The sequence below is a fragment of the Rahnella sp. CG8 genome, assembly GCF_023701875.1.
Classification (GTDB): domain Bacteria; phylum Pseudomonadota; class Gammaproteobacteria; order Enterobacterales; family Enterobacteriaceae; genus Rahnella; species Rahnella aceris.
This window is the reverse complement of sequence record NZ_JABAED010000004.1, coordinates 256,399-276,739: the sequence shown is the minus strand read 5'-3', so window position 1 is coordinate 276,739 and position 20,341 is coordinate 256,399. Positions and strand designations below refer to the sequence as shown.

Here is a 20,341-nt window from a genome sequence, read left to right as displayed (position 1 = left end):
GGAGGATCTGTGCGACATCCCATAATGACATTGCTGCTCACCGCAGCAGTGCTGGTTACAGCAGGTTGTGGATTCCATTTACGTGGGAAAACCAATGTTCCTGACGAACTGAAAACAATCGTTTTGGACAGTGGGGATCCATATGGTCCGTTGACTCGTAATATCAGGACCCAGTTGCGTCTAAGTAATGTGACCATTGTTGATGATCCGACCAAAGAACAGCGTAAGGATATCCCGTCGCTGCGCATTGGGGCTGAGTCAGTGGGTCAGACTACCGCATCAATCTTCCAGGACGGTAAGACTGCGGAATATCAGATGGAAATGAACATTAATGCGACGGTTCTGATGCCTGGCAAGGATTTGTATCCTATCCATGTAAAAGTGTTCCGTTCCTTCTTTGACAACCCGTTAACGGCGCTGGCCAAAGATAACGAACAGGACATCATTATCGAGGAAATGCGCCAGCAGGCTGCGCAGCAACTGATCCGTAAGTTGCTGACCGTCCATGCTTCAGAATTGCAGAAAGCAGAGGATGTCGGCGGGCGTCAGGTAGAAGTCATTTCTACCGGTTCATCAGCCACGACGTCGTCTGATGCCTCTGCGGCATCTTCCACGGCACCGGCCACCCCTTCCGCACAATGATCCGAGTTTATCCGGAACAACTTGCCGCGCAGCTCCGTGAGGGGCTGCGCGCTTGTTATGTGTTATGTGGAAACGACCCTTTGCTTTTGCAGGAAAGCCAGGACAGCATACGTCACGCTGCCCAGCAGGCTGACTTCCAGGAGCACTACACCTACATTCTTGACGCCCATACCGAATGGGAGTCCATCTTCAGCATCTGTCAGGCCCTGAGCCTGTTTGCCAGCCGGCAGACCCTGATGCTTATTCTGCCCGAAAATGGCCCGACGGCGCCGATGGCAGAACAATTACTCAAACTGACCACCCTGCTCCACGACGATATTCTGCTGCTGTTGCGCGGTACAAAACTGACTAAAGCGCAGGAAAACAGCGCCTGGTTTAAAGCGTTAAGTGACAAAGGTGTTTTCGTCAGTTGTCAGACGCCCGAACAGGCACAACTTCCCCGCTGGGTGACCCGTCGCGCCAAAGAACTTTCACTTGAACTCGATGAACCGGCTAATCAGCTTTTGTGCTACTGCTATGAAGGAAATTTGCTGGCGCTGGCGCAGTCGCTGGAGCGTCTTTCCCTGCTCTATCCGGATGGCAAACTCACGCTACCGCGCGTCGAAGAGGCCGTCAACGATGCGGCACATTTCACACCTTATCACTGGCTGGATGCGTTACTGGCCGGGAAAAGTAAGCGAGCCTGGCATATTTTGCGTCAGTTGCAACAGGAAGACAGCGAGCCGGTTATTTTACTGCGAACCGTACAGCGTGAGCTGCTGATGCTGCTCAATCTGAAACGGAAAATGGACACGACGCCGATCAGGACCCTGTTTGATCAACAAAAAGTCTGGCAAAACCGCCGGGCGCTGGTGACTCAGGCACTGCAACGCCTGTCTCTTGCCCAGCTGTCTCAGGCCGTTCGCTTACTGACCCAGATGGAAATCACGCTCAAACAGGATTACGGTCAGTCAGTCTGGGCCGAGCTTGAAAGCCTGTCTATGCTACTCTGTGGGAAATCCTTACCCACCGGATTGACGGAGTTGGGTTCGTATTGAAGCAGGACACCGTTATGCCGCGCCGCGCCGCACATTCTTCTGCAACCGCTGAAAAGCTGCTGGCATTTTTCGGCGGCACGTTTGACCCGATCCATTATGGTCATCTGAAACCCGTTGCAGCGCTGGCAGCGCAGGCCGGGTTTGATCAGGTGATCCTGCTGCCCAACAACGTTCCTCCCCACCGGCCACAACCCGAAGCCACGCCGCAGCAACGTCTGCATATGGCGAAGCTGGCTGTGGCGGATAACGCGCTGTTTTCAGTCGACCCCCGCGAGCTGGCTGTTGATACGCCCTCCTACACGATTGAGACACTTGCAACGTTACGTAAAGAACATGGCGACAAATGCCCGCTGGCGTTTATCATTGGCCAGGATTCGTTACTGACGCTGCATAAGTGGCACCGCTGGGAATCGTTACTGGATTTCTGTCATATCGTGGTGATGGCGCGTCCGGGTTATCAGGAACAACTTGATACACCGGAACTGCAGAAATGGTATGACGCCCATCGGGTGAATGATGCCAATGCGCTTAAGCAAAAACCGGCCGGATTCATTTATCAGGCCAATACCCCATTGCTGGATATTTCAGCGACTGAAATCCGTGAACGCCGTCATGCGGGTCTTGATTGCTCAGATTTACTGCCTTCCGCCGTTGAGCGTTATATAGAATCACAGGGCTTGTACCGCGAGTAGCTAACGCGTGCTATACTGCGCCGCTTAATTTCGGCTCTCGATAACGCTGCGTAATCAACCAATACAATGTATTGATTGTTAAACGTTTTAAGCTGTTTTCCAGACAACCGCTATGTTTATCCTTCATGAGATTGATCATTGCTTCGGTGCCACACCGGCGGACATCTCGTGAGGTCAATTGTTTCAAACATCCCCAGGGGGAACCTTTGCAAGGTAAAGCGCTCCAAGATTTTGTTGTCGATAAAGTCGATGACCTGAAAGCACAAGACATCATCGCCATTGATGTTAAAGGTAAATCCAGTATTACTGACTGCATGATTATCTGTACCGGCACGTCAAGCCGCCATGTCATGTCCATCGCCGGGCATCTGGTTGAAGAAATTAAAGCCGTTGGCCTTGATGCCATGGGTGTGAAAGGCATTAATGAAGCTGACTGGGTGGTTGTCGATCTGGGCGAAGTGATCGTGCACGTTATGCAGGAAGAAAGCCGTCAGTTGTATGAGCTTGAGAAACTCTGGGGCTGATGCGTGAAGCTGCAACTTGTCGCCGTCGGCACAAAAATGCCTGACTGGGTGCAAACCGGTTTTAACGATTATCTGCACCGTTTCCCTAAAGATATGCCGTTTGAACTGACAGAGGTTCCGGCCGGGAAACGTGGGAAGAACGCAGACATCAAGCGCATTCTTGAAAAAGAAGGCGAGCAGATGCTGGCCGCTGTCGGTAAAGGGAATCGCATCGTAACGCTGGATATTCCAGGGACACCATGGGAAACCCCGCAACTGGCACAACAACTGGAACGCTGGAAGCAGGACGGACGCAATGTCAGCCTGTTGATCGGCGGTCCGGAAGGGCTGGCACCGGCCTGTAAAGCCGCAGCGGAACAGAGCTGGTCGCTCTCTCCGTTGACGCTTCCTCACCCGCTGGTGCGGGTTCTGGTGGCGGAAAGTCTTTATCGCGCCTGGAGTATTACCACTAATCATCCATATCACCGCGAATAACGGGTGGTGAATGTCAGCAACATGAATTAAGTAGTGGGATGAAAATAGATCGTAACCCTTTTCGCGACTATACGGCTGAATCAGCCCTCTTTGTGCGCCGTGCACTGGTGGCGTTTATCGGCATTCTGCTACTTAGCGGCGTTTTAGCTTTTAATCTTTATAATCTGCAAATTGTCCGTTTTCAGGATTACCAAACCCGTTCTAACGATAACCGTATCAAGCTGGTGCCGATCGCGCCCAGCCGCGGCATTATCTATGACCGCAACGGTACGCCGCTGGCGCTGAACCGCACGATCTATCAGCTTGAACTGGTGCCGGAAAAAGTGGACGATTTGCAGGCCACGCTTGAAGGCCTCAAACCGATAGTTGACCTCACGCAGGAAGATATCGATAACTTCAAAAAAGAGCGCCAGCGTTCGCGACGCTTTACGTCTATTGCCGTCAAAACGGCCCTGACTGAAGTTCAGGTTGCGCGTTTCTCCGTCAACCAGTTCCACTTCCCCGGCGTTGAAGTCAAAGGCTATCAGCGTCGCTACTATCCGTATGGTTCAGCGCTGACGCACGTTATCGGCTATGTATCGAAAATCAATGACCGTGACGTTGAACGCCTCGATAAAGATGGCATTCTGGCCAACTATGCCGCCACGCACGACATTGGTAAGCTCGGCATTGAGCGCTATTACGAAGATACGCTGCACGGTAAAACCGGCTATGAAGAAGTTGAAGTGAACAACCGTGGCCGCGTTATCCGCCAGCTACACGAAGAACCGCCGCAGGCGGGCAAAGATATTTACCTGACGATCGACTTGCCATTACAGCAATATATTGAAGTCTTGCTGACCGGCAGCCGCGCCGCTGTGGTGGTTACCGATCCGCGCGATGGCGCCATCCGTGCACTGGTGTCTAACCCGAGTTATGACCCGAACCTGTTTGTGGATGGCATCTCCAGTAAAGATTACAACACGCTGCTTAACGACCCCAATAAGCCGCTGATCAACCGGACAACGCAGGGGGTTTATCCGCCAGCGTCTACTGTGAAACCGTATATTTCAGTTTCTGCGCTGACAACGGGTGTTATCAATAAAAACACCTCCCTGTTTGATCCAGGCTGGTGGCAGTTACCGGGTTCAGACAAGCGTTACCGCGACTGGAAACACTGGGGGCATGGTCGCCTGAATGTGACGAAAGCCCTTGAGGAATCGGCTGATACCTTCTTCTATCAGGTTGCTTATGATATGGGGATTGACCGTCTTTCCGAGTGGATGGGCAAATTTGGTTACGGCCAGTACAGCGGTATCGATTTATCAGAAGAACGTAGCGGGAATATGCCAAACCGCGACTGGAAATTTAAACGCTTCAAAAAACCCTGGTATCAGGGCGACACCATTCCGGTGGGTATCGGTCAGGGCTACTGGACCGCAACTCCAATCCAAATCATGAAAGCCATGACCACGCTGATTAATGACGGCAATGTCAAAACGCCACATTTGTTGCTGAGCACCAAAGTTGACGGCCAGCAGGTGCCGTACAAACAACAGGAAACGACCCAGATTGGCGATATTCATTCCGGCTATTGGGAAATTGCCAAAGACGGTATGTATGGCGTAGCAAACCGTCCGAACGGTACGGCCCGCAAGTACTTTGCTGACGCGCCTTATAAAGCCGCCGCAAAATCCGGGACAGCACAAGTTTACGGTTTGAAAGCCAATGAAATCTATAATGCGCATAAAATCGCTGAGCATCTGCGTGACCACAAGCTGATGACCTCTTTTGCACCCTATGACAAACCGACCGTGGCCGTTGCCGTGGTTCTGGAGAATGGCGGTGCGGGTCCGGCAGTGGGGACAATTTCACGCCAGATACTCGACCACATTTTACTGGGCGACAACACGACACAATTACCGGCTGACGCGCCAGCGCCACCGGGAACCGAAGGTGATTAACCGTCAATGACTGAGAACCAACAAAAAAGATCATTGTGGTCGAAAATGCATATCGACCTGACGATGTTGCTGATCGTGCTCGCGCTGCTGACCTACAGTGCGTTCGTGATGTGGAGCGCCAGTGGTCAGGACATGGGCATGATGGAACGTAAAATCGGCCAGATCCTGATGGGTCTGGTGATTATGCTGGTCATGGCACAAATCCCGCCGCGCGTTTACGAAAGCTGGGCACCTTATCTCTACATCTTCTGCGTTTTCCTGCTGGTGCTGGTGGATGCCTTCGGCAGTATCAGTAAAGGTGCACAGCGCTGGCTGGATCTGGGGATCATTAAATTCCAGCCGTCAGAACTGGCGAAAATCGCCGTGCCTCTGATGGTCGCGCGCTTTATCAATCGCGACGTTTGCCCGCCTTCACTTAAAAATACCGCGATTGCCCTGGCATTAATCTTCATCCCTACCCTGCTGGTCGCGGCACAGCCCGATCTGGGCACCTCGATTCTGATTGCCGCATCCGGTTTATTTGTGCTGTTCCTTTCGGGCATGAGCTGGAAACTGATTGCCGTCGCCGCCCTGCTGGTTGCCGCATTTATCCCGATCCTGTGGTTCTTCCTGATGCACGACTATCAGCGCGACCGCGTCATGATGTTGCTTGATCCTGAAAGCGATCCGCTGGGTGCGGGCTATCATATTATTCAGTCTAAAATTGCCATCGGCTCTGGCGGTTTTTCCGGCAAAGGCTGGTTGCATGGCACGCAGTCTCAGCTGGAATTCCTGCCCGAGCGACATACCGACTTTATCTTCGCTGTACTCGCCGAAGAATTGGGGTTGATTGGTGTTCTGGTGCTGCTTGGGCTGTACTTATGCCTGATCATGCGCGGTCTGGTGATCGCCGCCCATGCACAGACTACTTTTGGCCGCGTGATGTCTGGCGGACTGATGCTGATTCTGTTCGTTTATGTGTTTGTTAACATCGGCATGGTCAGTGGTATTGTCCCGGTAGTTGGGGTACCTTTGCCTCTGGTCAGCTATGGCGGGTCAGCACTCATCGTGCTAATGGCAGGGTTTGGTATCGTTATGTCGATACATACTCATCGAAAAATGTTGTCGAAAAACTTATAGAGGTGAGCAATGCGTAAGGAGTGGCTTGGAGCTGTCATTATCGGTTTGCTGTTAAGTGGTTGTGCCACTGAAGATACACAGCAACAACAACCGGCACCGCAGCAAGCCTACAATGGCCCTGTGGTAGAAATCGGCGGGGCTGATCCGCGTTACGAACCTTATAATCAGGGCACGATGCAGGATTATACCGTTAACGGTAAAACCTATAAGATCATCAAAGACCCGTCCAACTTTTCGCAGGTAGGGCAAGCGGCCTGGTACAGTCAGGAGAATGGAGGCAACACTACCGCGCTCGGTGAAGAATTCGACCCGACAGCCATGACCGCTGCGCATCCGACATTGCCGATCCCAAGCTATGTCCGCGTCACCAACATGGCGACAGGACGCATGCTGGTCGTGCGTGTTAACGATCGTGGCCCTTATGTGCCGGGCAAAATTATCGATTTGTCTCAGGCTGCGGCAGACCGTCTGAACCTGACCAACAGTACCAAAGTACGCATTGATTTTATCAACGTTGCGCCTGACGGTACGCTTTCCGGCCCGGGGACTATTGGTACGACCGTCGCCAAACAATCTTATGCATTACCGTCTCGTCCAAGTTTAGGCGCCAGCAATATGGGTACGCCTACGCTGACAGCAGAGCCGGCGAATACGTCAGATGTACGCCCGATCAGTAACAGCACCCTGAGTAATCCTAATGCTGCGCCATTAACGAATGACGAAGATAACAACGGCACCGTAGCCTCTGCGCCAGCAGCGACCACGATGTCCGGTAACAGCGGTGGCGGCGGGTTTCTGAGCGCGCCAACACCTCTGCGTCAGGGTGTGTTAGAAGGCAGCGAACCGGTAACAGCACCGGTTGCTGTCGCCAGTGCCGCACCGGTAGCAGCAGCTGCGGCCTCCGCAGCGCCTGCGCATACCACTGCCATTCCTTCCTCGGGATTTATGGTACAGGTTGGCGCACTGAGTAATCCTCAGAACGCGCAACTGTGGCAAAAAAGCCTCAGCCAGCGCTTCTCTGTACCCGGTAAAGTACAGGCCAATGGCAGCACCTATCGCGTGCAGCTTGGTCCGTTCAGCACCCGCCAGCAGGCCGAACAGCTGAAACAGCGACTGGCCAGCGAAGCTCAGCAGCAGTCTTTCGTCACTGCTGGCATGTAATCTCAAAATACGGGGCATCGGCCCCGTTCTTATAAGTCCCCTGTCTTATAAGTAAAAGTCAGTAAGCGCCGGTAATCGAAGATGTCTGACTTATGACTCTTCTGCTATAGTGGCGCACGTTTATCACTTACTCCCACGGATGTTGTTGTCCCGATCATGAAACTTGTAAATACTTCACGTTTAGTCAAAAGCCTCGCATTTGGCACCGTAATCACTCTGAGTGCAGCGTCCGCCTATGCCGACGATGTTAATTTAAAAACAATGATCCCTGGCGTTCCGCAGATTGATGCTGAAGCCTATATCCTGATCGACTACAACTCCGGCAAAGTTCTGGCAGAAATGAATGCCGATGCGCGCCGCGACCCAGCCAGCCTGACTAAAATGATGACCAGTTATGTTATCGGTCAGTCCATCAAAGCCGGCAAAATCTCTCCGACCGACATCGTTACCGTGGGTCCGGACGCCTGGGCAACCGGCAATCCGGTGTTCAAGGGCTCTTCCCTGATGTTCCTCAAACCCGGCGACCGTGTACCGGTTTCTGAGCTCAACCGCGGGATCATTCTGCAATCCGGTAACGACGCCTGTGTGGCAATGGCCGACCATGTGGCCGGAAGTCAGGATGCTTTCGTTGCCATCATGAACAATTACGTGAACTCTCTGGGTCTGAAAAATACCCATTTCGGCACCGTTCATGGTCTTGATGCCGCTGGCCAGTACAGCTCAGCCCGCGATATGGCGCTGATTGGGCAGGCGCTGATCCGTGATGTACCGGAAGAATATGCCACCTACAAAGAGAAAGAATTCACCTTCAACAATATCCGCCAGATGAACCGTAACGGTTTGTTGTGGGATAACAGTCTGAATGTTGACGGCATTAAAACCGGTCATACTGATTCAGCGGGCTATAACCTGGTAGCTTCTGCGACAGAAGGCCAGATGCGTCTGATCTCCGCAGTGATGGGCGGTCATACGTATAAAGGCCGTGAAGTTGAAAGTAAAAAGTTGCTGACCTGGGGCTTCCGTTTCTTCGAAACCGTTTCTCCGCTGAAAGCCGGTAAAGAGTTCGCGTCAGAACCTGTCTGGTTCGGTGATACCGACCGCGTCGCACTGGGCGTTGAGAAAGATGCTTACCTGACGATCCCGCGTGGTCGTATGAAAGATCTGAAAGCCAGCTACGTGCTGAACACACCGGAACTGCATGCGCCCTTGCAGAAAAATCAGGTGGTTGGGTCGATCAACTTCCAGCTTGATGGCAAAACCATTGATGAGCGCCCTCTGGTGGTCATGAACGAAGTGAAAGAAGGCGGCTTCTTCGGTCGCATCGTGGATTACATCAAACTGATGTTCCACCACTGGTTTGGCTAAGTTGCCCGCTTGAAAAAGTTTGCAACAATCCCCATATAACCGGTATAGATTATAGCTCCCGCTACGGCGGGAGTTATACTTTCAGAGACAACACTTAATACGCTGTACAACACGCTGGAGTGCACATGAAAACCAAACTGAACGAACTGCTCGAATTCCCTTGTCCCTTTACCTACAAAGTAATGGGCCTGGCACAACCCGAGCTGGTAGACCAGGTTGTGGAAGTCGTGCAACGCCATGCGCCTGGCGATTACAATCCTCAGGTAAAACCGAGCAGTAAAGGGAATTACCACTCTGTTTCGATTACGATCACTGCGACTCACATCGACCAGGTCGAAACCCTGTACGATGAACTGGGCAATATCGAAATTGTCCGCATGGTGCTGTAAGCCCTTTCTGACCGATCCGCGCGGGAGTCACACTGTCGCGCGTTTTCCCCCTCTTCAATGACGATAACTGCCGTGCAATCACAAAATCCGCAAGAACGTATCGTACTGCGCCAGCTTGGTCTTCAGCCCTATGAACCGGTTTCTCTGGCCATGCACCATTTTACTGAGCACCGAAATGCCGACTCGCTTGATGAAATCTGGCTGGTTCAGCATCACCGTGTCTTTACGCAGGGTCAGGCAGGCAAAGCTGAACATGTTCTGATGCCCGGTGATATTCCGGTTATCCAGAGCGATCGCGGTGGTCAGGTGACGTATCACGGTCCCGGTCAGCAGGTAATGTACGTGATGGTGGATTTAAAACGAAAAAAACTCGGTGTCCGTCAACTGGTGACGGCAATTGAGCAAACGGTGGTGGATACGCTGGCACACTTCTCTATCGACGCTTATCCGCGTGCGGACGCGCCGGGCGTGTATGTCGATGGCAAGAAGATTTGTTCGCTTGGTTTGCGCATCCGCAAAGGCTGTTCGTTACACGGCCTGGCATTAAATATTGATATGGATCTGGAGCCGTTCCACCGGATCAATCCCTGCGGATATGCCGGTCTCGAAATGACTCAGGCCAGTCTGGAAAAGCCGGGATTAACAGTCGATCAGGTGATGCCGGTTCTGGTGAAATCCTTCAACCATCGCCTTGATTATCAGCAAGTTGATTATCTGCCCTGGCAGATAGAACATTACGCCCCTTCTCCGCCGTGATTTTTGGGCAGAGTTGATACGGCTGTACTGATCTTTTCTCGCGTACCTCGTGTTTTTGTCATTTATCGGGAGCGCGAGAAAATATTTACACACCATTAACACCCCATCAGCCCCTTCAGGGAACCGTTAAAATAATTAGTATTTTCAAAATATTACATTCAATTAATGACTCCTTTTTTGATAACCCTTCCTGTTTAAGGTTAAAAAATTGCAGCATTTAGCACTTCCGGTCATGACGAAGGGCTGAACGAAGGGATGCTTCAATGATATAATTTCCGCATTATTTCTACTTTTTTTGATGAATCAGCCAGTTCATTGAATGTCCTGAAAAAACTCGGATAACGAGTGACAAACCTGGAAGCTGCAAGATTATGAGTAAACCGATTCAGATGGAACGCGGCGTCAAATACCGCGATGCAGATAAGATGGCGTTAATTCCGGTGAAAACCGTGGTCAGTGACCGGCAGGAAATGTTACGTAAGCCGGCATGGATGAAAATCAAACTGCCTGCCGACTCAACAAAAATTCAGGGCATTAAATCAGCACTGCGCAAGAATGGCCTGCATTCCGTTTGTGAAGAGGCGGCCTGCCCTAACCTTTCCGAGTGCTTCAACCACGGTACCGCAACGTTCATGATCCTCGGCGCCATTTGTACCCGTCGCTGCCCGTTCTGCGATGTGGCACATGGTCGTCCAACCGCACCTGATACCAACGAGCCGGAAAAACTGGCACAGACTATTTCTGATATGGGTCTGCGTTATGTCGTGATCACCTCGGTTGACCGGGATGACTTGCGCGACGGCGGTGCTCAGCATTTTGCGGATTGTATTACGGCTATCCGTGCAAAATACCCGACCATCAAAATCGAAACGCTGGTACCAGATTTCCGTGGACGTATGGATCGTGCGCTGGAAATTCTTAACGCCAGCCCGCCGGACGTGTTTAACCACAATCTGGAAAACGTGCCGCGTGTTTACCGCCAGGTTCGTCCGGGTGCTAACTACGAGTGGTCCCTGACGCTGCTGCAACGTTTTAAAGAAGCGCACCCGGAAATTCCAACCAAATCAGGTCTGATGGTGGGTCTGGGCGAAACAAACGAAGAAATTATCGAAGTGATGCGCGATCTGCGTCGTCATGGCGTAACGATGCTGACACTCGGCCAGTACTTACAGCCAAGCCGTCACCATCTTCCGGTGCAGCGTTATGTGAGCCCTGAAGAGTTTGATCAGATGAAAGAAGCAGCGATGGAAATGGGCTTCACCCATGCAGCCTGCGGTCCGTTCGTGCGTTCTTCTTATCACGCCGACCTGCAAGCCAAAGGGTTAGAAGTTAAGTAATATCTCGTTACTTTTTCGCTTCAGAAAGACAAAAAGGTTGTTCGCAAGAACAACCTTTTTCGTTTGCTAAGAGGCCGGAGACTGGCGTTCTGAAAACTCAGTCTTTGTGCTCAACACGTTGAGCTGGCTTTTCTTCTGCGGTTTTTTCAGCAGAAGCGGGAGCCGGATCATCGTTCATGGCTTTCTTAAAGCCACGCAGTGCCGCGCCCAGGTCACCGCCCAGAGAACGCAGTTTGCTGGTACCGAACAACAGAACGATCAGCACGCCGACCACCAACAATTTAGTAATACTTAAACCTTCCATACATACCTTCTTTACACTGAGTGCTGGAAAACAGCAGTGACAATTTGCCGTTATTAACGGCCATTCGCGACGTTAATACAACCCGAAAATGTAACAGAACGGATCCGCAACTGTGCGCATTGTGACCAGAGTGAGTTATTATGAGCGTGAACAGCACGCCCATAAAGGACTTCTGTCTTTATTTACAGCAAACCACCTGCAAACTTGATTTCGGATCAGATAAAGCGGCTCAGGAAAGCCTGTGTCCGCTGATGTTTCGGATTGACCAGAACATCATCCGCTGCCCCCTGCTCAACGACAACGCCGCGATCCATAAACACCACGCGATCTGCAGCCTCTTTTGCAAAACCGATTTCATGCGTCACCACAATCATCGTCAGCCCCTGCTTTGCCAGATCCCGCATGGTAGCCAGCACTTCGCCCACCAGTTCAGGGTCGAGTGCGGACGTTGGCTCATCGAACAACATCAGTTTAGGTTTCACCGCCAGCGCACGGGCGATAGCAACGCGCTGTTGCTGACCACCGGAAAGATGACGCGGGTAGGCATTCGCTTTATCACTCAGGCCGACTTTTTGCAGCAATTCACGCGCATATTTCTCCGCTTCATGACGGCTTTCTTTATGCACACCAACCGGCGCTTCAATGATGTTTTGCAATACGGTCATGTGCGGATAAAGATTGAATTGCTGGAATACCATGCCGATATCCCGGCGTTGCCGCGCAATCGCCCGTTCGGGCAGTTTATGCAGACGGTCTCCGCGCAGTTCATAACCGATTTGCTCGCCACCGACCATAATGGAACCGCGATCAATATCTTCCAGATGATTTATACAGCGCAAGAATGTCGATTTACCTGAACCCGACGGCCCGAGGATCACCACCACTTCGCTGGGTTTCACATCCAGATCAATCCCCTTCAGCACTTCGTTATCACCATAACTTTTATGCACATTACGGGCGACCACCAGTGATGCTTGTCCGGATGACTGTACGTCAGCGGGCAATTGACTCATAAGTCCTCCTTTTGGGCCATGCCCGGTGAATTGATGATCGGCGCGGTTTTTTCTTCCGCATTGCTCTGACGCCGTTTGGCATTTGGCAACGTCCGGCGTGTACCGCGGGAATAATAGCGTTCAATCGCAGACTGTCCGAGATTGAGCAATGACGTGATAAACAGATACCAGATCACCGCCACCATCAGCATAGGCACCACTTCAAAGGTCCGGTTGTAGACCGTTTGCACGGAATACAGCAAATCGCCCATCGCGATAACGCTGACCAGCGACGTCGCTTTAATCATGCTGATCAGCTGGTTACCGGTCGGCGGAATAATCGAACGCATGGCCTGCGGAATGATGATCCGGCGCAGCGCACGGCCACGACTCATGCCAAATGCCTGCGCGGTTTCCGCCTGACCGTTATCGACTGACAGCAAGCCTGCCCGAATGATTTCTGCCATATATGCCGCTTCATTCAGCGCCAGACCGGCAATGGCAGCAGTCAGCGGCGTGATCAGATCATTGGTATTCCAGCTCATGTACTCCGGGCCAAACGGGACGCCGAGTACCACGCGCGGGAACAGCGTCGACATGTTGTACCAGAACAATAACTGTACCAGCAGCGGCGTACCGCGGAAGAACCAGATATACAGCCCTGCTAATCTTCTCAGCAACAGGCTGTCAGACAAACGGGCAATCGCCAGCATCAGCCCGATGAACACACCGAGCAGCATCGACACCACGGTAAGGCCGAGCGTGACGCCCAGACCTTTGATCACCGACCCTTCCGTGAACCACTGCGCCACCACATGCCATTCGAAGTTCGGGTTGTGCGAAACGGCCCAAACCACATCAGCGGCAATCAGCAACACCACTATCCAGGCAATCCAGCGGCCGTAGTTACGCGGTGCGTGGGAAAACTCAACGTTACGTCGCGGATCCTGCGTATAGTCGTCCTTGACTGCCGGCGTTGAACTATACGATTTATCCGTCATTTAGACTGCGCCTTTGCCAGGTTAATGCCCGGTGCTGAAATCATATTGCCTTCCAGCCCCCATTTTTTCATGATGATGGCGTACGTGCCGTTGTCGAACAGTTTCTGATAACCGGCGAGGATCGCGTCACGAACCGGTGAGTCTTTGGCGACGACCGTCCCCTGGAAGATATCGCCAAAGCCGTTGGATTTGCCGGTGCCGGTCAGTTCAAGCTGACCGTTGGCTTTTTCCACAAAATAGGTCAGCGGTGCCTGAGAAGAGAAGAACGCGTCGGAACGGTTAGAACGAACCGCCAGAATCGACGTAGGCTGATCGGCAAATGACTGTACAGTCACGGCCGGTTTGCCGTCTTTGACACACACATCAGACTGCTTACGGATAACCTGTTCAGCCGATCCCCCCGCCATCACGGCAATGCGTTTACCGCAGGTATCATCAAGGGAATTGATATTTTCCGGGTTACCTTTGCGCACCCCGAAGACGACATATTCTTTGACGAAATCGATGAAATCATTTTTCGCCTGACGATCAGGATAATCGCCGATCGGGCCGATGCCCATCTGGTAGCGTCCTGCGGCCATGCCGCTGAGGATTCCGGATAAGCCGCTCACGGAAGCATGCTCTATTTTTACCCCCATGACTTGTGCCAGCGCATGCGCCAGATCCGCACTCGCGCCATCCAGACCGTTGGCGCTGGTCACGATTTCATACGGAGGGAAAGAGCCGTTATTCACAGAGGTCATCACACCTGACTTCTGAATATCCGCAGGTAATTTTGCGTGGATCGCCGGATCCATCGTCTGAGTCGGGATTGTCACGTTTTCAGCAGCAAAGGCATTTATGGAAGATACGGAAAGTAATGCAGCGGTCAGTACAGCAATCTGACGAAGTTGTTTTGCCATCATTCTCTTGTTTCCTCTGTGTAAAAAGTCGGTCTGTGAGTTTATGAATGTTGTGGTTTTATAGTGATTACCTTCCGTGGCAACTTTCCGGGTTTTTCTTTTTATGGCTGTTTATCTATAGAAAAAACAAACGCATCCCCTGGTGAGGGCGCGGTACTGCATGAGCGCTGAGGCAGCCGTTGAGGACCGGCCGCGCACAGACTCAGTCGTTACGCAGTTGCGGTAAACCAAAACGACGGTTTGCCAGCACCGGTAACACTTTTCTGGCATGCGCCAGACGATCTTTATCCAGCTCGGCAAACACCAGTGCCGGGGCCTCGGCTGCGCGGGCGATAGCCACACCCAGCGGATCAACCACCATACTGTTGCCGATATTGCGCTCGCCACATTCACCCACGGCCACCATATAGGTGGTGTTTTCCAGTGCGCGTGCCGTGACCAGCACTTCCCAATGCATTTCTTTCAGCGGACCTTTCACCCACGCGGCAGGCAGCACCAGTACATCGGCACCGTCGAGCACCAGCCGCCGCGCCAGTTCCGGGAAACGCACGTCATAACAGGTCATCAGGCCGACGTTAAACCCGGCGACATTCACCAGCGGCGGTACTTCGTCACCCGCCGTGACATTTTTTGATTCCTGAGAGGAGAACGCATCATAAAGATGCAACTTTTGATATTCAGAAATAATTTCGCCATTACGGATTGAAATCAGCACGTTATATGCACGGCCATCCGGTGCAGGCGTATGCACGCTCATCATGGTGGTCATCTGATTGCCACGACTGGCCGCCAGCAACTGACTGACAAACGGGCCATCCAGAGGCTGTGCTGCTTTTAAAACCAAATCCGGATCGGTAATGTCACGTGCCAGAATGCCTTCCGGCAGCACCAGCAAATCCACGCCCGCTTCGACAGATTTCGCCATCAGCGAAAGACAGGTTTCGACGTTGGCTTCCCATTCACGGGAAACCGCAAACTGACCTAATGCAACTTTCATTTTTGACTCCCCCCGTCGCTTATTTGTGAAAGCGATCGGTTAAGTGTTACTGAGCAAAGTTCGGGAACAAATCTCCCGGCGTCAGGCGCCTGGCAGTCAGCCCCTGGGCATGTAATTCCTGCGCAAAATCGTCGATCATCTTTTCATTGGCGGCGTAACCGTTTGCATTCCAGTCCGCAGGTAAATCGACCACAGTGCGACGTAAATCATCCAGCAACCATGGCGTGGTGTCGGCATATTTCGCGCGCTTATCCATCCAGACTTCATAAGAGCGATCGATGATTTCGCTCAGCGCCTGCGGTAACCACGGATGCTCTTCGGCCAGCGCAGGTTTGATTGCCAGCAGGTGAATACCGGGGATGTACCCGACGCGGTTGAAATAGGCCAGTTCGGCGGCACGAAAATCCGGCTGGAACTGACGGAAACCGGAATCAGGCTTGAAGAATCCCTCAGGCATAAACGGTGTAAATACCGCATCCAGCCAGCCTTCCTGTAACAACTCCATCATAGGATGTTCTTCCGGCACGGCTTCGATGCGCCCTTCGCGGCCAAAACCGGCCAGACGGTCAACAATCGGGTGCGCTTCGGTCAGGCGGCCGACATACCAGTTCGCATCTTCAATGCCCACACCTTCAAGTGCCAGCAACGTGCGGGTCCAGGTATTGCCGGAATCCTGCCAGCCGGTCAGGCCAATACGTTTACCGGCCAGTTGATAAAGTTCGGTCAGCGGGCTGTCTTCACGGGTGATGATGCAGCGCTGACGGAAGCCGCGCATCAGAAAATGCGGTATCGCCAGTAAATCAGATTCGCCCCGCGCACGCCCTTGTGCATAACGGCTGAAAGACACTTCACCCGCATCGTATTTATCGCTGGTCCCCAGGTTATCAACCAAAGTGCCCACGCGGTCTATCTCGAGATTAAACCCTTCCGGTTTAAGATCGCCTAATGCCAGCGGCGTAAAATAATCCCAGTCACGAACCGCCAGCCTGATGGTAATCGTCACATCTTTCCCCTTAAGTGTCAGCATGGTTAATATGCAGAAAAACAACTGTGCGTTTACAAACCTGCCCGAAAACACACCAAATTCTTTTACTAAGGCCATCATCTTCACGGCAAGATGATTATTTTATCGCCTGCGTTGGCTAAGTTTGATACTAATGGCATAAATTAATATGTACAATAGAATCTTTGTTACTGAACAAAAGGCAAAAAAATGACAGAAAACTCTCTCGAAAAAACGCTGGATGCAGAATGGTTAGCGACGCAATTACAGGATCGTTCCATGCGGGGCATTGCGATTGAAACCGCAGCGATGATCCGATCCGGTGTGATCGAGATTGGTACGCATCTTCCCGCCGTGCGTGAACTCGCGCAGGCGCTGGGCGTCAGTCCGGCCACGGTTTCAGCCGCCTGGGGTCAGTTGCGACGTCAGAAAGTGATCGCCGGACGGGGGCGAAACGGCGTCTGGGTGTGCGGCGACATGCTGTCTCCACGACCGGCACGCTTCGAGAAAATCGGCAATTTTGGTGAGCATATTATTGCGGATCTGGCGCTGTCATCGCCGGATCCGGCACTGTTGCCTGACTTGCACGAAGCCATGCAGCGCGGTGTTGGCGCAGACAATCTGAACAGTTATCAGCGTGAGGCTATCGCGCCGTCGCTGCTTGAGGCCGCACGCCAGGACTGGCCTTATGACGCCCCCGCTTTTATGGCGGCGGATGGCGGATTTGACGGCATGAACCTGACGCTGCAAACCCTGCTGATGCAGGGTTCGGTGGTGGCAATTGAAGACCCGACTGCCACACGCCTGCTGGATATGCTGGACAATCTCGGTGCGCAGGTCATTCCGGTGAAGTGCGACGAATTCGGCCCCACTCCGGAATCACTCAGTCAGGCACTGCTGAAAAATCCTTCAGCCTTTATTTTTCAGCCACGTACCCATTCACATTGTGGCCATGCGATTAACGCAGAACGTTATGCTGCGCTGGCCAACATTCTCAGCCAAAGTAACACACTGATTATTGAAGATGACGGGATCGGACAGTTGTCACGTTACGCGCCGCTGAGTATGGGCAGCAAACTGCCGGACCGCACGGTGCATGTCCGTTCTTATTCCAAAGCGTACGGCCCGGATTTGCGGCTGGCGGTGATTTCGGGATCGGTGGATTTAATCAAACAAATCAAATCATTCCGTAACTTTGGTGCCGGCTGGTCGAGCCGTATTTTGCAGGAAGCGCTGGCGTGGCTGATTAACGATCCGAAAACGCAGGAAGGGATTACGCAGGCTAAAAAAGTGTATGCGGAGCGACGCAAAGCCATGTCCGATGCGTTGCGCATTCGCGGCGTGAATATCCCTGACCGCGACGGACTGGCGATGTGGATCCCGGTGCCATCGGAACAGTTTGCGCTGGTAACGATGGCCGCGCGTGGTATTGCGGTTCTGCCCGGCGAACGCAGCCGCATCGGGCCGGGGCAATTTATCCGTATCAGCACCAGTCAGATGAAACCGGAGCAGGTTGATCTGATCGCCGACGCTATCGTGCTGGCGCTGGATGTCTGATCATTCAGAGTTTTTTCAGCAGATACTTTGGCGATTCCTCGTACTGCGCCCGCGCATAAAAAGTGTGGGCGCGTACACGGCGGGTATGGCTGTGAACTTCCATCCGGTCACACCCCCGGTCCGCTGCCAGACGTTCGGCCTCATCCAGCAATTTCTGGCCAATACCGCTGCCACGCGCGTGATCGCTGACGCACAAATAACTGATACGGCAAAATTCGCCAGCCAGCGCAATTTGCGGAATGAAATGCAACGAAATAAACCCGACAGCCTGACCTTCTGTTTCGGCCACTAACAGGCGGCTGTCCGGGTTCACGGCCATTTTTGCCACACGTTCAGCTATCGCTTCAGACCTGTTGGGATAATCCAAATCCCCCAGCAATTGCGCCAGAACTGGCGCATCCTGCACGGTACCTTCTCTGATTAACATCGCCTTTTCCTTTTCAAAAACTGTTTCCGAAACGCGTCTACACAAGCGCCATCACACAATGTAAACTGAGCGCCTGCATTACTTTGCACTGTGGAGATGACATTCCTCCCAAACCGCCTTTACCGGCTGATGATGTCTGCGCAATCTCGCGAGAGGTTCGTAGCGTCATGCCCGGGCCTTTCTGAATTTCATCTATTTTTTAAGGTATCACTATGTTTAGCACCTTACTTGCAGTCTTTATTGGCGGTGGTATTGGCAGCGTTGTGCGCTGGTATGTCAGTCTCAAAATGAACGGAATGAGTCCGCTACTGCCCGCCGGCACCCTGACCGTGAATCTGGTCGGCGCCTTTATCATTGGCCTGGGCATCGCGATTTTCACCCGCCTGACCCATATCGACCCGGTATGGAAGCTGCTGATCACCACCGGCTTCTGCGGTGGCCTGACAACCTTCTCCACCTTCTCTCTGGAGGTGGTTTACATGCTACAGGATGGTCGCTTTGGTGCCGCCCTGCTGAACATGGCGCTGAATCTGGCCGGCTCACTGGCCATGACATTACTGGCGTTTATGCTGGTCAGCTGGTTCAGCGCACACTGATCCTATCCTCCGGCGATGCCTTTTTAATGACAAAAGGCATCGCTGTGATAAATCTGTGACGCGGGTTCACCTCCTCCCGCCGTATCTTAATGTTTCCTTCATCTTATCTGCAGATAATAGCGTCAGTTCACTCTGGTTTATCTTTGAGGTATGACATGTTTTCTGTTCCAAAAACGTCTTCTGAGTTCCTGGTTGTTGCCCTCTGTGTTCTGACAGTTGTGGCTTTTTTACAGGCATACTTTGCTTAACAGCCCCGCCTGACCCGCAGCCCCCCTTTCCCGTAAACGGCGCATTCCTTTGGATTGCGCCGTTTGCCTTTGTGCGTCACGCTTAATTGCGCTGAAACGAAACGCCACTTTTTATTTCATTCATAATACAAATATTTACCTGTTCCTCCTTATTGCCTATACTTGAGAATGATCGTTCGCAACCTACATCAGTCACATTATCGGGTATCTCATGCTTCACCCACAACAATGCACTAAAGATGCGCGCATCAGCGCCCGACGCGACCAGATTATTGCCGCCGCCCGCCTGTGTTTTCGCAAGCATGGTTTCCACGGTGCCGGTATGGCTGAAATCGCTAAAACTTCACAGCTCAGTGTGGGGCAGATATACCGCTACTTCGCCAATAAAGATGCGATCATCGAAGATATCGTGCGGCGAATAGTGATGAAAAAAATCAGGCTGATGACCGGCAACGCGCATAATTTGCAGCAGGTGGCTCATAACCTGGCGCACCGTCGGATTGGCAATTTAAGCGCGCCGTATAAAGAAGATCAGTGCATCGAACAAAAAGAGCAGGCCGAAATTGACCACGCGCTGATGCTGGAAGTCGCCGCAGAAGCGACCCGCAATCCGATCGTGGAAAAAATCTGGCGTGACTCCGAAAAACAGCTTTTTAACGAAGCAAAAACGCTCCTCAGTGCCACCTTCCCGCAATTTTCCGATGCTGAAATGACCGCAAAAGTCGAATCATTAGCGGTCATTTGCGAAGGCACGGCTTTTCGTCGCCTGACGACTGTTCACGCCGACGCTGAGATTCTGGAAGCCTTATACCATCGCTACTTCCGGAGCCTCTTCGAAACGGATTTAACCACCAGCAAACTGGAATAAACTTTTA

General features: G+C 52.3%; 22 protein-coding genes and 1 riboswitch. Of the genes, 15 read left to right on the top strand and 7 right to left on the bottom strand.

Annotated elements, in window-relative coordinates:
• Positions 1-9: 9 nt before the first annotated feature.
• The 12 genes from lptE (at position 10) to lipA (ending at position 11,439) form a co-directional block, all read left to right on the top strand.
• Positions 10-642, top strand: coding sequence for an LPS assembly lipoprotein LptE (gene lptE, locus HGO41_RS06145; RefSeq protein ID WP_037037035.1), 633 nt, complete (start codon positions 10-12; stop codon positions 640-642).
• Positions 639-1,679, top strand: coding sequence for a DNA polymerase III subunit delta (gene holA / locus HGO41_RS06140; protein WP_013576492.1), 1,041 nt, complete (start codon positions 639-641; stop codon positions 1,677-1,679). The genes lptE and holA overlap by 4 nt, the downstream gene beginning before the upstream one ends.
• 14 nt (positions 1,680-1,693) lie before the next feature.
• Positions 1,694-2,371 (top strand): nicotinate-nucleotide adenylyltransferase, encoded by a 678-nt coding sequence (gene nadD, locus HGO41_RS06135; protein WP_013576493.1) that lies wholly within the window; start codon positions 1,694-1,696, stop codon positions 2,369-2,371.
• A gap of 206 nt (positions 2,372-2,577) precedes the next feature.
• Entirely contained in the window at positions 2,578-2,895 is a 318-nt protein-coding gene (gene rsfS, locus HGO41_RS06130) for a ribosome silencing factor (RefSeq protein ID WP_015698163.1), read from the top strand.
• A 3-nt stretch (positions 2,896-2,898) separates the two neighbouring features.
• Positions 2,899-3,369, top strand: a complete 471-nt coding sequence (gene rlmH, locus HGO41_RS06125; RefSeq protein WP_013576495.1) for a 23S rRNA (pseudouridine(1915)-N(3))-methyltransferase RlmH — start codon at positions 2,899-2,901, stop codon at positions 3,367-3,369.
• A gap of 38 nt (positions 3,370-3,407) precedes the next feature.
• Entirely contained in the window at positions 3,408-5,312 is a 1,905-nt protein-coding gene (gene mrdA / locus HGO41_RS06120; RefSeq protein ID WP_013576496.1) for a peptidoglycan DD-transpeptidase MrdA, read from the top strand.
• 6 nt (positions 5,313-5,318) lie between these two features.
• Positions 5,319-6,431 (top strand): peptidoglycan glycosyltransferase MrdB, encoded by a 1,113-nt coding sequence (gene mrdB, locus HGO41_RS06115; protein ID WP_013576497.1) that lies wholly within the window; start codon positions 5,319-5,321, stop codon positions 6,429-6,431.
• Between the two features lie 9 nt (positions 6,432-6,440).
• The gene (gene rlpA / locus HGO41_RS06110; protein WP_013576498.1) at positions 6,441-7,592 is read left to right on the top strand and encodes an endolytic peptidoglycan transglycosylase RlpA; all 1,152 of its coding nucleotides are present in this window, start codon (positions 6,441-6,443) and stop codon (positions 7,590-7,592) included.
• A gap of 156 nt (positions 7,593-7,748) precedes the next feature.
• The gene (gene dacA, locus HGO41_RS06105; RefSeq protein ID WP_013576499.1) at positions 7,749-8,957 is read left to right on the top strand and encodes a D-alanyl-D-alanine carboxypeptidase DacA; all 1,209 of its coding nucleotides are present in this window, start codon (positions 7,749-7,751) and stop codon (positions 8,955-8,957) included.
• Positions 8,958-9,082: 125 nt separating this feature from the next.
• On the top strand, positions 9,083-9,346 hold the full coding sequence (gene ybeD, locus HGO41_RS06100; RefSeq protein WP_013576500.1) for a DUF493 family protein YbeD: 264 nt from the start codon (positions 9,083-9,085) through the stop codon (positions 9,344-9,346).
• A 57-nt stretch (positions 9,347-9,403) separates the two neighbouring features.
• Positions 9,404-10,102: a lipoyl(octanoyl) transferase LipB gene (lipB, locus tag HGO41_RS06095; RefSeq protein WP_037037026.1), complete on the top strand. Its 699-nt coding sequence runs from the start codon at positions 9,404-9,406 to the stop codon at positions 10,100-10,102.
• Positions 10,103-10,473: 371 nt separating this feature from the next.
• Positions 10,474-11,439, top strand: a complete 966-nt coding sequence (lipA, locus tag HGO41_RS06090) for a lipoyl synthase (protein WP_250980859.1) — start codon at positions 10,474-10,476, stop codon at positions 11,437-11,439.
• Positions 11,440-11,536: 97 nt separating this feature from the next.
• On the opposite strand, the gene tatE is transcribed toward lipA, so the two are convergent.
• From tatE to HGO41_RS06060, 6 genes are all read right to left on the bottom strand, one after another.
• Positions 11,537-11,743 (bottom strand): twin-arginine translocase subunit TatE, encoded by a 207-nt coding sequence (gene tatE, locus HGO41_RS06085; RefSeq protein ID WP_013576504.1) that lies wholly within the window; start codon positions 11,741-11,743, stop codon positions 11,537-11,539.
• 215 nt (positions 11,744-11,958) lie between these two features.
• On the bottom strand, positions 11,959-12,756 hold the full coding sequence (locus tag HGO41_RS06080) for an amino acid ABC transporter ATP-binding protein (RefSeq protein WP_013576505.1): 798 nt from the start codon (positions 12,754-12,756) through the stop codon (positions 11,959-11,961).
• Positions 12,753-13,736: an amino acid ABC transporter permease gene (locus tag HGO41_RS06075; RefSeq protein WP_013576506.1), complete on the bottom strand. Its 984-nt coding sequence runs from the start codon at positions 13,734-13,736 to the stop codon at positions 12,753-12,755. The genes HGO41_RS06080 and HGO41_RS06075 overlap by 4 nt, the downstream gene beginning before the upstream one ends.
• On the bottom strand, positions 13,733-14,641 hold the full coding sequence (locus HGO41_RS06070) for an ABC transporter substrate-binding protein (protein ID WP_013576507.1): 909 nt from the start codon (positions 14,639-14,641) through the stop codon (positions 13,733-13,735). The genes HGO41_RS06075 and HGO41_RS06070 overlap by 4 nt, the downstream gene beginning before the upstream one ends.
• Before the next feature lie 199 nt (positions 14,642-14,840).
• The gene (locus tag HGO41_RS06065; RefSeq protein WP_015690273.1) at positions 14,841-15,635 is read right to left on the bottom strand and encodes a deaminated glutathione amidase; all 795 of its coding nucleotides are present in this window, start codon (positions 15,633-15,635) and stop codon (positions 14,841-14,843) included.
• Positions 15,636-15,681: 46 nt separating this feature from the next.
• Positions 15,682-16,638 carry a substrate-binding domain-containing protein gene (locus tag HGO41_RS06060; protein WP_250980858.1) on the bottom strand — a complete coding sequence of 319 codons (957 nt, stop codon included), beginning with the start codon at positions 16,636-16,638 and terminating at the stop codon, positions 15,682-15,684.
• A 210-nt stretch (positions 16,639-16,848) separates the two neighbouring features.
• On the opposite strand from HGO41_RS06060, the gene HGO41_RS06055 reads away from it, so the two are divergent.
• Complete coding sequence (locus HGO41_RS06055; RefSeq protein WP_013576510.1) at positions 16,849-18,195, top strand: aminotransferase class I/II-fold pyridoxal phosphate-dependent enzyme; 1,347 nt, start codon at positions 16,849-16,851, stop codon at positions 18,193-18,195.
• Positions 18,196-18,199: 4 nt separating this feature from the next.
• On the opposite strand, the gene HGO41_RS06050 is transcribed toward HGO41_RS06055, so the two are convergent.
• Positions 18,200-18,622, bottom strand: a complete 423-nt coding sequence (locus HGO41_RS06050; protein ID WP_037037019.1) for a GNAT family N-acetyltransferase — start codon at positions 18,620-18,622, stop codon at positions 18,200-18,202.
• An 83-nt stretch (positions 18,623-18,705) separates the two neighbouring features.
• Positions 18,706-18,768: riboswitch (Fluoride riboswitch) on the top strand.
• Between the two features lie 66 nt (positions 18,769-18,834).
• On the opposite strand from HGO41_RS06050, the gene crcB reads away from it, so the two are divergent.
• Together crcB and HGO41_RS06040 are read left to right on the top strand one after the other, a co-directional pair.
• Complete coding sequence (gene crcB / locus HGO41_RS06045; RefSeq protein ID WP_037037017.1) at positions 18,835-19,218, top strand: fluoride efflux transporter CrcB; 384 nt, start codon at positions 18,835-18,837, stop codon at positions 19,216-19,218.
• A gap of 459 nt (positions 19,219-19,677) precedes the next feature.
• On the top strand, positions 19,678-20,334 hold the full coding sequence (locus tag HGO41_RS06040; protein WP_013576513.1) for a TetR family transcriptional regulator: 657 nt from the start codon (positions 19,678-19,680) through the stop codon (positions 20,332-20,334).
• Positions 20,335-20,341: the final 7 nt, after the last annotated feature.